Here is a 14923-nt window from a genome sequence, read left to right as displayed (position 1 = left end):
CCGTGCACCCAACCACCGCATGATCCGCGACACTTCTGGACAGGACCGTATTCTCGCCCCGGCGCCGGCCAACCCGCGCCGCAAGCAGCTGTTGATCGGCGGCGGCATCGCCGCGGTGCTGCTGCTGGCGCTGACCGTACCCACGTTGGGCCGCTGGCTCGGCTCCGGACAATCGGTCAGCGGCGAGCGCCTGCGCGTGGCCGAGGTCCGTCGCGGCACCCTCATCCGCGACGTCGCGGTGCAGGGCCGCATGGTCGCCGCAGTCAGCCCCACCCTCTACGCCCCGGCGGCAGGCACGGTGACGCTGCGGGTGCAGGCCGGCGACGTCATCAAGCAGGGCCAGACTCTGGCGGTGATCGACAGCCCCGAGCTGCGCAGCCGCCTGGTCCAGGAGCAGTCGACGCTGGCCAGCCTGGAGGCCGAGGCGCGCCGGGCCGCACTCGATGCCCAGCTCGCCCGCTCTACCGCGCGAAAGTTGCTCGACCAGGCCGAGATCGACCGCACCGCGGCGATGCGCGACCTCGAGCGCGGCCAGCGTGGCTTCGAAGGCGGCGCGGTGTCGCAGGTCGAAGTGGCGCGTGCGCAGGACGCGGTCAAGAAGGCCGACATCGGCCTGACCCACGCCAAGCACGACTACAGCCTGCAGGACCAGGGCGTCAGCCTGGACACCCGCAACAAGCACCTGCTCGCGCAGCGCCAGGAGGCGATCGTCACCGAGCTGCAGCGCCAGGTCGACCAGCTCAACATCCGCTCGCCGGTCGAGGGCGTCGTCGGCACCGTCGCGATCACCGACCGCACCGTGGTGCCGGCCAACCAGGCGTTGCTGGTCGTGGTCGACCTGCGCGAGCTGGAAGTCGAGCTGCCGGTGCCGGAAAGCTTCGCCGACGACCTGCGCCTGGGCATGGCTGCCGAGATCAGCTACGGCGGCCACAAGTACGCCGGCAAGCTGCGCTCGGTGTCGCCGGAAGTGGTCAACGGCCAGGTCATGGCACGCGTGCGCTTTGCCGACGACAAGGCGGCAGAAGGTCGTCCATCCGGCCTGCGCCAGAACCAGCGCGTCAGCACCCGCGTATTGATCGAAGAGAAGCCGAACGTGCTGATGGTGCAGCGCGGCCCGTTCCTCGACACCGGCGGCGGCCGCATCGCCTACGTCCTGGACGGCGACACCGCGGTCAAGCGCCCGATCACGGTCGGCGCCAGCAGCCTGTCCGACGTGGAAGTGCTCACCGGCCTGGAGCCGGGTGAGCGCGTGGTCATTTCCGACATCACCCCTTTCAACGGCGCCGACCAGGTGCTGGTCAACAACTGATCAACACAAGCATCGCCATTCAAGAACCAGGAGCACGAACATGTTGAAGATGACCCACCTGAGCAAGGTCTATCGCACCCATATGATCGAAACGCACGCCTTGCGCGGCTTCGACATCCACGTGCGCGAGGGCGAGTTCGTCGCCGTCACCGGGCCGTCGGGCTCGGGCAAGACCACCTTCCTCAACATCGCCGGCCTGCTGGAGGAGTTCAGCGACGGCGAGTACCTCCTCGACGGTGTCGCGGTGAAGGGGCTCAACGACAACGCCCGTTCGCGCCTGCGCAACGAGAAGATCGGCTTCATCTTCCAGGGCTTCAACCTGATCCCCGACCTGAACCTGTTCGACAACGTCGACGTGCCGCTTCGCTACCGCGGCATGAACTCCGCCGAGCGCAAGGAACGCATCGAGCACGCGCTCGGCCGCGTCGGCCTGATGTCGCGCATGAAGCACTACCCGTCCGAGCTCTCCGGCGGCCAGCAGCAGCGCGTGGCGATCGCCCGCGCCCTGGCCGGTTCGCCGCGCCTGCTGCTCGCCGACGAACCGACCGGCAACCTCGACTCGCTGATGGCGCGTGGGGTGATGGAGCTGCTCGAGGAGATCCACGCGCAGGGCACCACCATCGTGATGGTGACGCACGATCCGGAACTGGCCGCACGCGCGCAGCGCAACGTCCACATCATCGACGGCCAGGTCACCGACCTGGACGACTCGCCGCGCCTGGGCGGCGAACTCGCCGCCGCGACCGCCGCCGCGGCCGCGACCGTGCCGGCCAACTGAGGACACCGCCATGATCGGCTATTACCTCCGTCTGGCACTCATCTCACTCAAGCGAAACCGCATCCTCACCGCGCTGATGGTCGCCGCCATCGCGCTGGGCATCGGCATGTCGATGACCTCGATGACGGTGCTGCACATGATGTCGGCCAATCCGCTGTCGCATAAGGACGAGCAGGTCCGTCGCGTCCAGCTCGACAACTGGGACGCCAACGATCCCTGGGACGAGGACGACCCGTCCGAAGCGCCGGACCTGATGACCTACCAGGACGTCCGCAACCTGGTCGCCGCGCACAAGGCCGAGCAGGAAGCCGGCTTCTTCCCCAACGTGCTGTCGCTGGAACCGCCGCAGCGCGAGATCAAGCCGTACATGGTCGAGGCGCTGTTCACCACGCACGGCTTCTTCCCGATTTTCGAGCCGCCCTTCAAGTACGGCGGCGGCTGGAGCCAGGCCGAGGACGACAACGCCGCGCGCGTGGCCGTCATCGACCAGGAGACCAACGAGAAGATCTTCGGCGGCGAGAACAGCGTCGGCCGCAAGATCCGCCTCAGCGGCGAGGACTACACCGTGGTCGGCGTGCTCGAGAAGTGGCACCCGACGCCGCTGGTCTATCACATCGCTGCCGGCGCCTTCAACGATCCGCAGGCGATCTTCGTGCCGATGAGCATCGGCATCGAGAAGGAACTCGTCAGCGGCTCCAACAACAGCTGTTACGAAGACCGTTCCGACCCGGGCTACCAGGGCCTGCTGGGTTCGGAGTGCATCTGGATGGACTTGTGGGTGCAGGTGAAGGACGAGGCCGACGCGCAGCGCTACCTGAGCTTCCTCAACAACTACGTCGGCGACCAGAAGAAGAACGGCCGCTTCCCGCGTCCGCTCAACAACAAGCTGCGCAGCGTCTCGGAATGGCTGGTCGCGCAGCGCGTGGTCAGCCGTGACGCACGCACGCAGGTGTGGCTGGCGTTCGCCTTCTTCGCCGTGTGCCTGATCAACACCGTTGGCCTGTTGCTGGCCAAGTTCATGGGCAAGTCCTCGGAGATTGGCCTGCGCCGCGCCGTGGGTGCCAGCAAGCCGGCGGTGTTCGCCCAGTACCTGACCGAGTCGGGCCTGGTCGGCCTGGCCGGTGGCGTGATCGGCCTGGTCTTCACCGGCCTGGGCCTGCTCGCACTGCGCAAGCTCTATGCCGGCACCTCGATCGAGAAGCTGGCGCAGCTGGACTGGACCATGGTCGGCCTGTCGCTGGTGATCGCGCTGGTGGCCAGCCTGATCGCCGGCCTGTACCCGACGTGGCGCGCCTGCCAGGTGCAGCCGGCCACGCAACTGAAGACGCAGTAACGGAGCAAGCCATGGAATTCCGTCCAGTACTCAACGCGCTGATGCGCAACAAGACCGGCCTGCTGCTGATCGTGCTGCAGGTCGCCATCACCCTGGCCATCGTCTGCAACAGCGTCTTCATCATCCTGCAGCGTATCGAGAAGGTGAACCGACCCAGCGGCATGCAGGAAGCCGGGCTGTTCACCGTCAACAGCCTCGGCTTCGCGCCGGACTTCGACCTGGCCGGCAGCCTGCGCCAGGACCTCGATGCACTGCGCTCGATTCCCGGCGTGATCGACGCGACCACCATCAACTCGGTGCCGCTGTCGCAGGGCGGCTGGAGCGAGGGCATCTCCGACCAGCCCGACAGCGTTCCGCAGGAGAAGCGCATCCGTGAAAGCTCGGCCGTCTACATGGTCGACGAACACGGCCTCAACACGCTCGGCGTGAAGCTCATCGCCGGCCGCGACTTCAATGCCGGCGACATCAGCCCGCGCACCAAGGACGACAAGGGCACGCTGCACTCGGTGATCATCACCCAGGCGCTGGCCGAGAAGATGTTCCCGGGCGGCTCGGCGGTCGGCAAGACGATCTACAGCAGCCTGCCCGGCAAGAACGGGCCGGTGACGGTTGTCGGCGTGGTCGAGCGCCTGCAGGCGCCGTGGGTGGGCTGGGACAAGGTCGAGCAGACCACGCTGGTGCCGCAGTACAGCCTCGGTGAGTTCGACGCCAACAGCTCGCGCTACCTGATCCGTGCCGAACCCGGCCGCCGCGACGAAGTCATGAAGGAAGCCGAACGCAAGCTCGGCGAGATCAACACCGGCCGCATCGTCCGTGGCCTGCGTTCGATCGAGGAAGTGCGCGGCGACAGCTACCGCCAGGACCGCGCGATGACCATGGTGCTGACCACGGTGATCTTCGCCCTGCTGGCCGTCACCGGCCTTGGCATCGTCGGCATGGTCAGCTTCTGGGTCACCCGCCGCATCAAGCAGATCGGCACGCGCCGCGCCCTGGGCGCACGCCGCTTCGACATCCGTCGCTACTTCATGATCGAGAACCTGATCGTGGTCGGCATCGGCGTGGCGGTCGGACTGGTGCTGACCTACGGCTTCAACATGTGGCTGATGAAGCATTACGAGCTGCCGCGCCTGGCCTGGTACTACGCACCCTTCGGCGCGCTGACCGTGCTGCTGCTGGGCCAGCTGGCCGTGTTCGGCCCGGCCACGCGCGCGACCCGGGTGTCGCCGGCTGTCGCCACGCGCACCGTCTAGGCCATCGTGCCGCTTGTGCCGGGGGTGGGAATCATCCCCGGCACATTGCGGCAACGTGGTCCGCTGCTAGGCTAGTGCGATGCGTACGATCCTGGTCATCGACGACAACCATGCCGTGCACGTCGCGCTCGACGTGCTGTTCTCGTTGGCGGACCTGCGCGTGCTGAGCGCGGAGTCGCCGGACGAAGGACTGGACCTGCTCGATCGCGAGGTCATCGACCTGGTCATCCAGGACATGAACTTCACCGCCGACACCACGTCCGGTGAGGAAGGCATCGCATTGTTCCGCACCATCCGCGACCGCTTCCCCGACCTGCCGATCATCCTGCTGACCGCGTGGACGCGACTGGAGTCCGCGGTCGCCCTGGTCAAGGCCGGCGCCGCCGACTACCTCGGCAAGCCGTGGGACGATCACAAGCTGATGACCGCGGTGACCAACCTGCTCGAACTGGGCGAGGCCAATCGTGCGCTGGCCGAGCATCGCGCCGAAGAACGTCGGCGCCGCCGCGAGTTGGAACGCGACTACGACCTGCGCGGCGTGATCTTCGACGATCCCGCCAGCGAGCGCCTGATCAGCCTGGCCTGCCATGTCGCCCGCGCCAACGTGCCGGTGCTGATCAGCGGCCCCAATGGCGCCGGCAAGGAACGCATCGCCGAGATCATCCAGGCCAACTCGTCGGTGCGCACCGGTCCTTTCGTGACGCTCAACTGCGGCGCGTTGCCGTCGGAACTGATCGAAGCCGAACTGTTCGGCGCCGATGCCGGTGCCTACACCGGTGCCAACAAGTCGCGCGAAGGCAAGTTCGAAGCGGCCGACGGTGGCACCCTGCTGCTCGACGAAATCGGCAACCTGCCGCCAGCCGGGCAGATGAAACTGCTGCGCGTGCTCGAGACCGGCCGCTTCCAGCGCCTGGGATCCAACCGCGAACGCCAGGTCGACGTGCGCGTGATCGCCGCCACCAACGCCGACCTGCCGGCGATGATCCGCGACGGCACCTTCCGCGAGGATCTCTACTACCGGCTCAACGTGATCGAGCTGCGCGTGCCGCCGTTGTCGGAACGGCGCGGCGACATCCTGCCACTTGCCGAACATTTCCTCGAAGGCAAGCGTCAGCTCGGCGAAGCCGCACGCTCGGCGTTGCTGCGCCATGCCTGGCCCGGCAATGTGCGCGAGATGAAGAACGCGATCCAGCGTGCGTTGCTGCTCGGACAATCCGAGCGCATCGAACCGGAGCAACTCGGCCTGCCGACCGCAGCGCCACTGCCGCGACCGCAAGGTGACGACGAAGTCGGCCGCGATGCGATCGAAGCGGCGATGCGCCGCGCCGGCGGTGTGCTGAGCCAGGCCGCCGCCGAACTGGGACTCAGCCGTCAGGCGCTGTACCGGCGCCTGGAAAAGCTGGGCATTCCGCGCTGACGTCATGCGCCCGGCGTCGCACCGCTTCTCCCTGACCGGCAAGCTGGCCTTGCTGCTGTTCGTGTTCGCGCTGGTCGCGACCGGCGCGACTGCGCTGCTGCACTACCTGCTCGACAACCTGGTCCTGGCCGCCAGCCTTTCGGCGCTGCTGTGCGCACTGCTGGCGCCCTGGCTCGCGCATCGTTACCTGGCGCGGCAGTTGAGCCTGTTCCGTGCCCTCTCCGGTTCGGTCGCCAGCTTCCGCGATGGCGACTTCAGTTTCAGCCTGGCGCGACGGTCGAAGGACGAACTCGATGACCTGATCGAGGCCCATAACGAGCTGGGCAACGTCCTGCGGCAGGAGCGGCAGTCGCTGTTCCAGCGCGAGCTGCTGCTCGACACAGTGGTGCAGAACACGCCCACCGCACTGGTGCTGACCGAGCCCGGCGGTGCGATCGTCTACGGCAACCTGGCCGCGCGGCAGCTGTTCAACGACGGCCGCAAGATCGAAGGCGTGCGCTTCGCGCAGCTGGTCGAACGTACACCGGCACCGTTGCGCGAAGCGCTCGGCGAGGGCCGCGACCGCCTCTTCACCTTCGAGTACGGCGGACAGGAAGAGACCTACCACCTCGCCCGCCGCGAGTTCCATCTCAACGGCCGCGTGCACACGCTGTTCCTGTTCAAGCGCCTGACCGCCGAACTCAACCGCCAGGAAGTGGCGACCTGGAAGAAGGTCATCCGAGTGATCAGCCACGAGCTCAACAACTCGCTGGCGCCGATCACCTCGCTCGCCCACTCCGGCGCCGAGCTGCTGCGCCGCGAGGACTACAGCAAGCTGGACCGCATCTTCGACACCATCGAGGAGCGTGCACGCCACCTGCATGGCTTCCTGCGCGCCTACTCCAGCGTCGCCAAGCTGCCGGTGCCGGAGCTGGAGACGATCCAGTGGTCACCGTTCCTGATGCGCTTGCAGCAGCACTATGCGTTCCAGCTGGACGGCAAGCCGCCGGAGACGACGGTGCGGTTCGACCCGGCGCAGATCGAGCAGGCATTGATCAACGTGCTCAAGAACGCGCACGAATCTGGCTCGTCACCGGAACTGGTGACGCTGGCCGTGCGCCAGATAGGCCGCATGGTGCGCATGGAAGTCGGCGACCGCGGGCCGGGCATGTCGGAGACGGTGCTGGCCAATGCGCTGGTGCCGTTCTACTCGACCAAGCGCACCGGCAGCGGGTTGGGCCTGGCACTGGCGCGCGAGATCGCCGAAGCGCATGGCGGGCGGATTGCACTGGCCAACCGGGACGGCGGCGGTCTGACGGTGAGCCTGACGCTGCCGGTGGAGTGATCTCACCGTCACCCCGGCATTCGCCGGGACGACGGGTCAGTGCTTCGGCAGCTTCTTCGGCCGCTGCCACCCTTCGACCGACGTCTGCCGCGCGCGCGCCACCGACAGCTGACCCTCAGGCGCATTGCGCGTGATCACCGACCCGGCGGCAATCGTCGCATCCTTGCCGATCGTCACCGGCGCGACCAGCGATGAGTTCGAGCCGATGAAGGCACCGTCCTCGATGATCGTCGTCGACTTGTTCACGCCGTCGTAGTTGCAGGTGATCGTGCCGGCACCGACGTTGACGCCGCTGCCGATGACCGCATCACCGATGTAGCTGAGATGGTTGGCCTTGCTGGTCACGCCGATGCGCGCGTTCTTGGTCTCGACGAAGTTGCCGATGTGCACGCCGTCGGCAAGCACGGTGCCCGGCCGCAGGCGCGAGTACGGACCGATCTGCGCCGCGCCTTCGACGACCACGCCGTCCATGTCGCAATGCGCGCGCACCTCGGTGCCCGGTCCCAGGCGCACGTCCTTGAGGCGGCAGAACGGACCGATGCGCACGCCGTCGCCCAGCTCGACGCGGCCTTCGAGTACAACATCCACGTCGATCTCGACGTCGTGGCCCACCGTCACTTCACCGCGCTGGTCGAAGCGCGCCGGGTCGATCAGTCGCGCGCCCTGCAGGCACAAGGCGCGCGCAGCGCGACGCTGGAAGGCGCGCTCGAGCTGCGCCAGCTGCCACGGGTCGTTGGCGCCCTCGACTTCGAGCGGATCCTGCACATGCACCATCTCGGCGGCGTTGAACTCGGCCGCGGCCGATGCGAACACGTCGGTGAGGTAGTACTCGCCCTGGGCGTTGTCGTTGCGCAGGTGCTGCAGCCAGCCGCGCAGCGCCTCGCCATCGGCGACCAGGATGCCGGTGTTGACGGTGCGGATGGCACGCAGCTCGTCGTCGGCGTCCTTGTGCTCGACGATGCGGCCGACGCGGCCCTGCGGGTCGCGCACGATGCGTCCGTAGCCGGTGGGATCCTCAAGGTCGGCGACCAGCACCGCGATGCGGCCGGGCGCCGCCAGCAGATGCTTGAGGGTCTCGTCGGTGATCAGCGGCACGTCGCCGTACAGCACCAGCACGCGGGCGTCCTGCGGAACGGTCGGCATGGCCTGCTGCAATGCGTGCCCCGTGCCCAGGCGTTGCTCCTGCTCGGTCCAGTGCAGGTCGGTCTGGTCGGCGAAGGCGGCCCGTACCTGCTCACCACCGTGTCCGTAGACAACGTGGATGCCATCGGCGCCCAGGCGCCTGGCGGTGTCGATGACATGGGCCAGCATCGGCCGCCCGGCGATCTTCTGCAGCACCTTGGCCGTGGCCGACTTCATCCGCTTGCCCTCGCCCGCGGCGAGGATGACGACATGCAACTGGCTCATGCGGGTTCCTGTGCGATTGCTGCGCCGGCTGCGGCGCCAGGCGCCAATCTTAGCAATCCCCGTCGCCCTGACACATCGTCATCGCCAGGGCAGCAGCTACTACAGCCCCAACGAAAAACGCCGGCACTGGGCCGGCGTTCTCGCTGAATGCATGGCCGCTTGCGCGATCAGTGCTTCATGTTCTTGCGCAGGCGCTCGAGCGCGCTGAGCTGGGCGATGCTCATGGCCAGCTGGCTCTGGGCTTCTTCCATGCTCATCTTCGGATCCTTCTTCGACAGGATCCGCTCGGCTTCTTCCTTGGCGGCGCGGACAGCGGCTTCGTCGATGTCCTGGGCGCGCACGGCGGTGTCGGCCAGCACGGTCACGACGGTCGGCTGCACTTCGAGGATGCCGCCGGAGATGGCGAAGTCCAGGTGCTCGCCGCCCGGCAGGGTCACCACGACCTTGCCCGGCTTGAGGCGGGTGATCAGCGGCGCGTGCTTGGGCGCGATGCCCAGCTCGCCCATTTCACCGGTGGCGACCACGAGCTCGGCTTCGCCGTGGAAGATCTCCTGCTCGGCACTGACGATGTCGCAACGGATGGTGGATGCCATGGGACTCTCTTGATGCTTTCGGGGTGAGGGAGAGGGCAATCGATGCCCTCACCCTGGTAACGAAGATCAGCCTGCGATCTTCTTGGCCTTCTCGACCGCTTCCTCGATGCCGCCGACCATGTAGAACGCCTGCTCCGGCAGGTGGTCGTACTCGCCTTCGACGATGCCCTTGAAGCCGCGGATCGTGTCCTTCAGCGCGACGTACTTGCCCGGCGAACCGGTGAAGACTTCGGCGACGTGGAACGGCTGGCTGAAGAAGCGCTCGATCTTGCGAGCGCGCGACACGGCCTGCTTGTCTTCTTCCGACAGCTCGTCCATGCCGAGGATCGCGATGATGTCCTTCAGCTCCTTGTACTTCTGCAGGGTCGACTGGACCTTGCGCGCGACTTCGTAGTGCTCCAGACCGATCACGTTCGGGTCGAGCTGGCGCGAGGTCGAGTCGAGCGGGTCGACGGCCGGGTAGATACCCAGCGAGGCGATGTTTCGCGACAGCACGACGGTGGCGTCGAGGTGGGCGAAGGTGGTCGCCGGCGACGGGTCGGTCAGGTCGTCCGCGGGAACGTACACGGCCTGGATCGAGGTGATCGAACCGGTCTTGGTCGAGGTGATGCGCTCCTGCAGGACGCCCATTTCCTCGGCCAGCGTCGGCTGGTAACCCACGGCCGACGGCATGCGGCCCAGCAGTGCCGACACTTCGGTACCTGCCAGCGTGTAGCGGTAGATGTTGTCGACGAACAGCAGCACGTCGCGGCCCTTGCCCGAAGCGTCCTTCTCGTCGCGGAAGTACTCGGCCATGGTCAGGCCGGTCAGCGCGACGCGCAGGCGGTTGCCCGGCGGCTCGTTCATCTGGCCGTACACCATCGCAACCTTGTCGAGGACGTTGGAGTCCTTCATCTCGTGGTAGAAGTCGTTGCCCTCACGGGTACGCTCACCCACGCCGGCGAACACGGACAGACCCGAGTGCGCCTTGGCGATGTTGTTGATCAGTTCCATCATGTTGACGGTCTTGCCGACGCCGGCGCCGCCGAACAGGCCGACCTTGCCGCCCTTTGCGAACGGGCACATCAGGTCGATGACCTTGATGCCGGTTTCGAGCAGGTCGTTGCCCGAGGACTGGTCCTCGTACGACGGGGCTGCGCGGTGGATTTCCCAGTGAGCCGAAGCGGTGACTTCACCGGCTTCGTCGATCGGGCGACCCAGCACGTCCATGATGCGGCCCAGGGTGCCCGAGCCGACCGGCACCGAGATGCCCTTGCCGGTGTTGTTGGCCACCAGGTTGCGCTTGAGGCCGTCGGTCGAGCCGAGCGCGATGGTGCGCACGACGCCGTCGCCAAGCTGCTGCTGCACTTCGAGCGTGATCTCGGTGTTGTCGACCTTCAGCGCGTCGTACACCTTCGGCACGGACTCGCGCGGGAACTCGACGTCGACGACCGCGCCGATGATCTGAACGATCTTGCCCTGACTCATGGTGGTTTCCTCGTAACTTTAAAGCTGGTGTGCGTTCGCGGCGAGCGCGCTCGCGGGGATTGGGTGGTGGCTGCGCCGGCGCGGTCAGACCGCGGCGGCGCCGCTGACGATTTCCGAGATTTCTTGGGTGATCGCAGCCTGGCGGGCCTTGTTGTAGACCAGGTTCAGCGTGCCGATCAGCTTGGTGGCGTTGTCGGAGGCGGCCTTCATCGCGACCATGCGCGCGGCATGCTCGGACGCGACGTTCTCCAGCACCGCCTGGTACACCAGCGACTCGACGTAGCGGGTCAGCACGTGCTCCAGCACGCTGGCCGCGTCGGGCTCGTAGATGTAGTCCCAGTCGTGGTGCGCGACCTTCGTGTCCGACTCGGGCAGCGGCAGCAGCTGGTCGAACGCCGCGCGCTGGGTCATCGTGTTGACGAAGTCGTTGTAGCAGATGAAGACGCGGTCGACGTTGCCGCTGCTGTAGCCGTCCAGCATGACCTTGATCACGCCGACCAGCTGCTCGAGCTTGGGCTGGTCGCCCAGGTGGGTGACCGAGCCGACCATGTTGACGTTGATGCGACGGAAGAACACCGAAGCCTTCTGGCCGATGGTGACCACGTCGATCTCGACGCCCTGCTCCTGCCACTTGCGGAACTCGCCGAGCAGCTTGCGGAACAGGTTGTTGTTGAGGCCGCCGGCCAGGCCACGGTCCGAGGACACGATGATGTAGCCGACGCGCTTCACTTCCTGGCGCTCGACCAGGTACGGATGCTGGTAGTCGGAGTTGGCCTGGGCCAGGTGACCGATCACCTGCTTCATCACGCGCGCATACGGACGCGAGACCTTCATCCGGTCCTGCGCCTTGCGGATCTTGGATGCCGAGACCATTTCGAGCGCGCGCGTCACCTTGCGGGTGTTCTGCACGCTCTTGATCTTGGTTTTGATTTCGCGGCCGCCTGCCATGTATCGCTCGCTTTGCGTTCGTCATCGAGCGGGCCTAAGCCCGCCATTGGCGCAGGGACGGGCCGGAGCCCGTCCTTGCGACGCCTTACCAGCTGCCGGTCTGCTTGAACTCGGCGATACCCTGCTTGAAGGTCGCCTCGATCTCGTCGTTCCAGCTGCCGGTGGCGTTGATCTTGTTGACCAGCTCGCCCTGGGTGTTGACGAAGTGGGCGTGCAGGCCCTCTTCGAACGCCAGGATCTTGCTGACCGGCACGTCGTCGATGTAACCCTCGTTGACGGCGTAGATCGACAGTGCCTGCAGCGCGATCGACATCGGCGCGTACTGCTTCTGCTTCATCAGCTCGGTGACGCGCTGGCCGCGCTCGAGCTGCTTGCGGGTGGCTTCGTCCAGGTCGGAGGCGAACTGCGCGAACGCAGCCAGCTCACGGTACTGGGCGAGGGCGATACGGATGCCGCCCGACAGCTTCTTGATGATCTTGGTCTGGGCCGCACCACCGACGCGCGACACCGAGATACCGGCGTTCACGGCCGGGCGGATGCCGGCGTTGAACAGGTCGGTCTCGAGGAAGATCTGGCCGTCGGTGATCGAGATCACGTTGGTCGGAACGAACGCCGAGACGTCGCCGGCCTGCGTTTCGATGATCGGCAGCGCGGTCAGCGAACCGGTCTTGCCGGTCACCTTGCCTGCGGTGAACTTCTCGACGTACTCCTCGGAGACGCGGGCTGCGCGCTCGAGCAGGCGGCTGTGCAGGTAGAACACGTCGCCCGGGTAGGCTTCGCGACCCGGCGGGCGCTTGAGCAGCAGCGAGATCTGGCGGTAGGCCACGGCCTGCTTGGACAGGTCGTCGTACACGATCAGGGCGTCTTCGCCGCGGTCGAGGAAGTACTCGCCCATGGTGCAGCCCGAGTAGGCGCTGATGTACTGCATCGCAGCCGACTCGGAAGCGGTGGCGGCGACGACGATCGTGTGCGCCAGGGCGCCGTTCTCTTCGAGCTTGCGCACGACGTTGGCGACGGACGAGGCCTTCTGGCCGATCGCCACGTACACGCACTTAATGCCGGTGCCCTTCTGGTTGATGATCGCGTCGATCGCCAGGGCGGTCTTACCGGTCTGGCGGTCGCCGATGATCAGCTCGCGCTGGCCACGGCCGATCGGGATCATCGCGTCGACGGTCTTGTAACCGGTCTGCACCGGCTGGTCGACCGACTTGCGCCAGATCACGCCCGGGGCGACGCGCTCGACCGGAGCGGTCAGCGAAGCGGCGATCGGGCCCTTGCCGTCGATCGGCTCGCCCAGCGCGTTGACGACGCGGCCGAGCAGTTCCGGACCGACCGGCACTTCGAGGATGCGGCCGGTGGTCTTGGCCACGTCGCCTTCGCGCAGGTGCTCGTAGTCGCCCAGGACCACGGCGCCGACCGAGTCGCGCTCCAGGTTCAGCGCGAGTGCGTAGGTCTCGTTCGGCAGCTCGATCATTTCGCCCTGCATCACGTCGGCCAGACCGTAGATGCGCACGATGCCGTCGGACACCGAGGTGACGGTGCCTTCGTTGCGCGCTTCGGCGGTCAGCTTGACCTTCTCGATGCGGGTCTTGATCAGTTCACTGATTTCGGACGGGTTGAGGTGGGTGGTAGCCATGGGTGTGAGTCCCTTGATCCGGCGCTAACCGGAATTTGCAGATGAATTCGTTATTGCGCGAGCGTGGACTGCAGGCGCGCGAGCTTGCCCTTGAGCGAGCCGTCGATGACCACTTCGCCAGCGTCGATCACGGCGCCGCCGATCAGCGATGAATCGACCGCGGTCTCGATCTCGACGTCGCGGCCGAAGCGCTTGACCAGCGCGGCCTTGATGGCGTCGAGTTCGGCGGCCGGCAATTCGCTGGCGGCAGTGACCTTGGCCTTGACGATGCGCTCGGCATCGGCGCGCAGCTCCTCGAACAGGCCGGTGATTTCCGGCAGCAGGGCGAGGCGGCGGTTGTCGGCGAGCAGGCCGAGGAAGCGGGTGAAGCTGTCCTCGGCACCGTCCATCGCCAACAGGCCGACGGCGTCGACCGGGTTGATCAGCGGATGGCCGAGCAGCGCCTGCGCCTGCGGATCGGCCGCCACACGGGCGGCGAACGCGAGCGCCTGCGACCATGCGGCAGTGCGGCCGCTTTCACGCGACAGCGCGAAGGCGGCACGGGCGTACGGACGGGCGAGGGTCAGTGCCTGGGTCATCGCTCAGCTCAGATTTCTGCGGCCAGCTCGTCGAGCAGCGCCTTGTGGGCGTTGGCATCGATTTCGCGCTTGAGCAGCTTCTCGGCACCGGACACGGCCAGCGTGGAGACCTGCTTGCGCAGCTCCTCACGGGCGCGGTTGGCGCTCGCTGCGATCTCGGCGTCAGCCGCCGCCTTCTGGCGGTTGGCTTCTGCGATCGCGTCGTTCTTGGCCTGGTCGATGATCTGATTGGCGCGCTGATGCGCCTGCTCGATGATCTCGTTGGCCTTGGTACGGGCGGTGCGCAGCTCGGCGTCGACGCTTTGCTGTGCCTGCGCGAGGTTCTTCTGGCTCTGCTCTGCAGCGGCCAGACCCTCGGCAATCTTGTGTTGACGTTCTTCGATCGCCTTGTTGAGGGGCGGCCAAATGAACTTCATCGTGAACCAGATGAGGATCGCGAACGTGATCATCTGGCCGAAGAAGGTCATGTTGAGATTCATGACAGCTCCGATAGGACGCTGCGGGCGGTTATGCCCGGGAGAGCCGTCCGCATTGCGGACGGCTCCGGTGCTTCTACAACTACGAACTGATTAATGCGCGGCGCCGGCGGTGGCGGCAGCAGCATTCTTCACTTCGCCCAGCAGCGGGTTGCCGAAGGCGAACAGCAGGCCGACGGCCAGCGCGATGATGAACGCCGCGTCGATCAGGCCGGCCAGCAGGAACATACGGCCCTGCAGCATCGGCACCAGCTCCGGCTGACGGGCAGCCGACTCAAGGAACTTCGAGCCCATCAGCGCGATGCCGAGGCAAGCGCCGATAGCGCCGAGGCCGACCATCATGCCGATCGCGATAGCGGTCAGGCCCTGCACACTGGCGATGAATTCCATGGTTTTCTCCTACTGAA

General features: G+C 66.6%; 14 protein-coding genes. 6 read left to right on the top strand and 8 right to left on the bottom strand.

Annotated elements, in window-relative coordinates; translation table 11 throughout:
* Positions 1-19 precede the first annotated feature (19 nt).
* From HIV01_RS16145 to HIV01_RS16120, 6 genes are all read left to right on the top strand, one after another.
* Entirely contained in the window at positions 20-1309 is a 1290-nt protein-coding gene (locus HIV01_RS16145; protein ID WP_200608904.1) for an efflux RND transporter periplasmic adaptor subunit, read from the top strand.
* 40 nt (positions 1310-1349) lie between these two features.
* The gene (locus tag HIV01_RS16140; RefSeq protein WP_200608906.1) at positions 1350-2087 is read left to right on the top strand and encodes an ABC transporter ATP-binding protein; all 738 of its coding nucleotides are present in this window, start codon (positions 1350-1352) and stop codon (positions 2085-2087) included.
* A gap of 10 nt (positions 2088-2097) precedes the next feature.
* Positions 2098-3420: an ABC transporter permease gene (locus tag HIV01_RS16135; protein ID WP_200608908.1), complete on the top strand. Its 1323-nt coding sequence runs from the start codon at positions 2098-2100 to the stop codon at positions 3418-3420.
* Between the two features lie 11 nt (positions 3421-3431).
* Positions 3432-4670, top strand: coding sequence for an ABC transporter permease (locus HIV01_RS16130; RefSeq protein ID WP_200608910.1), 1239 nt, complete (start codon positions 3432-3434; stop codon positions 4668-4670).
* A gap of 79 nt (positions 4671-4749) precedes the next feature.
* Entirely contained in the window at positions 4750-6087 is a 1338-nt protein-coding gene (locus HIV01_RS16125; protein WP_200608912.1) for a sigma-54-dependent transcriptional regulator, read from the top strand.
* A 4-nt stretch (positions 6088-6091) separates the two neighbouring features.
* On the top strand, positions 6092-7411 hold the full coding sequence (locus tag HIV01_RS16120; RefSeq protein WP_200608914.1) for a sensor histidine kinase: 1320 nt from the start codon (positions 6092-6094) through the stop codon (positions 7409-7411).
* A gap of 36 nt (positions 7412-7447) precedes the next feature.
* Here HIV01_RS16120 and glmU read toward each other — a convergent pair whose 3' ends face one another.
* The 8 genes from glmU to atpE all read right to left on the bottom strand — a co-directional run bounded on the left by glmU (position 7448) and on the right by atpE (position 14906).
* The gene (glmU, locus tag HIV01_RS16115; RefSeq protein ID WP_200608916.1) at positions 7448-8818 is read right to left on the bottom strand and encodes a bifunctional UDP-N-acetylglucosamine diphosphorylase/glucosamine-1-phosphate N-acetyltransferase GlmU; all 1371 of its coding nucleotides are present in this window, start codon (positions 8816-8818) and stop codon (positions 7448-7450) included.
* A gap of 167 nt (positions 8819-8985) precedes the next feature.
* Positions 8986-9411, bottom strand: a complete 426-nt coding sequence (locus tag HIV01_RS16110; RefSeq protein WP_158732385.1) for a F0F1 ATP synthase subunit epsilon — start codon at positions 9409-9411, stop codon at positions 8986-8988.
* 66 nt (positions 9412-9477) lie between these two features.
* Entirely contained in the window at positions 9478-10878 is a 1401-nt protein-coding gene (atpD, locus tag HIV01_RS16105) for a F0F1 ATP synthase subunit beta (RefSeq protein ID WP_200608918.1), read from the bottom strand.
* A gap of 84 nt (positions 10879-10962) precedes the next feature.
* Positions 10963-11826, bottom strand: a complete 864-nt coding sequence (atpG, locus tag HIV01_RS16100) for a F0F1 ATP synthase subunit gamma (protein ID WP_200608920.1) — start codon at positions 11824-11826, stop codon at positions 10963-10965.
* Positions 11827-11911: 85 nt separating this feature from the next.
* The gene (atpA, locus tag HIV01_RS16095) at positions 11912-13462 is read right to left on the bottom strand and encodes a F0F1 ATP synthase subunit alpha (protein WP_200608922.1); all 1551 of its coding nucleotides are present in this window, start codon (positions 13460-13462) and stop codon (positions 11912-11914) included.
* Positions 13463-13512: 50 nt separating this feature from the next.
* On the bottom strand, positions 13513-14040 hold the full coding sequence (locus tag HIV01_RS16090) for a F0F1 ATP synthase subunit delta (RefSeq protein ID WP_200608924.1): 528 nt from the start codon (positions 14038-14040) through the stop codon (positions 13513-13515).
* An 8-nt stretch (positions 14041-14048) separates the two neighbouring features.
* Entirely contained in the window at positions 14049-14519 is a 471-nt protein-coding gene (locus HIV01_RS16085) for a F0F1 ATP synthase subunit B (RefSeq protein WP_200608926.1), read from the bottom strand.
* 90 nt (positions 14520-14609) lie between these two features.
* Positions 14610-14906, bottom strand: coding sequence for a F0F1 ATP synthase subunit C (atpE, locus tag HIV01_RS16080; protein ID WP_158732391.1), 297 nt, complete (start codon positions 14904-14906; stop codon positions 14610-14612).
* Positions 14907-14923: the final 17 nt, after the last annotated feature.

This window comes from Lysobacter arenosi (assembly GCF_016613475.2).
Taxonomy (GTDB): domain Bacteria; phylum Pseudomonadota; class Gammaproteobacteria; order Xanthomonadales; family Xanthomonadaceae; genus Lysobacter_J; species Lysobacter_J arenosi.
Note: the sequence above shows the minus strand (reverse complement) of the source record. Positions and strands in the feature narration are given on the sequence as shown.

Coding starts and splice junctions, on each gene's coding strand:
- HIV01_RS16145 (WP_200608904.1), top strand. CDS start 20: ATGATCCGCGACACTTCTGGACAGGACCGTATTCTCGCCCCGGCGCCG.
- HIV01_RS16140 (WP_200608906.1), top strand. CDS start 1,350: ATGTTGAAGATGACCCACCTGAGCAAGGTCTATCGCACCCATATGATC.
- HIV01_RS16135 (WP_200608908.1), top strand. CDS start 2,098: ATGATCGGCTATTACCTCCGTCTGGCACTCATCTCACTCAAGCGAAAC.
- HIV01_RS16130 (WP_200608910.1), top strand. CDS start 3,432: ATGGAATTCCGTCCAGTACTCAACGCGCTGATGCGCAACAAGACCGGC.
- HIV01_RS16125 (WP_200608912.1), top strand. CDS start 4,750: ATGCGTACGATCCTGGTCATCGACGACAACCATGCCGTGCACGTCGCG.
- HIV01_RS16120 (WP_200608914.1), top strand. CDS start 6,092: ATGCGCCCGGCGTCGCACCGCTTCTCCCTGACCGGCAAGCTGGCCTTG.
- glmU (WP_200608916.1), bottom strand. CDS start 8,818: ATGAGCCAGTTGCATGTCGTCATCCTCGCCGCGGGCGAGGGCAAGCGG.
- HIV01_RS16110 (WP_158732385.1), bottom strand. CDS start 9,411: ATGGCATCCACCATCCGTTGCGACATCGTCAGTGCCGAGCAGGAGATC.
- atpD (WP_200608918.1), bottom strand. CDS start 10,878: ATGAGTCAGGGCAAGATCGTTCAGATCATCGGCGCGGTCGTCGACGTC.
- atpG (WP_200608920.1), bottom strand. CDS start 11,826: ATGGCAGGCGGCCGCGAAATCAAAACCAAGATCAAGAGCGTGCAGAAC.
- atpA (WP_200608922.1), bottom strand. CDS start 13,462: ATGGCTACCACCCACCTCAACCCGTCCGAAATCAGTGAACTGATCAAG.
- HIV01_RS16090 (WP_200608924.1), bottom strand. CDS start 14,040: ATGACCCAGGCACTGACCCTCGCCCGTCCGTACGCCCGTGCCGCCTTC.
- HIV01_RS16085 (WP_200608926.1), bottom strand. CDS start 14,519: ATGAATCTCAACATGACCTTCTTCGGCCAGATGATCACGTTCGCGATC.
- atpE (WP_158732391.1), bottom strand. CDS start 14,906: ATGGAATTCATCGCCAGTGTGCAGGGCCTGACCGCTATCGCGATCGGC.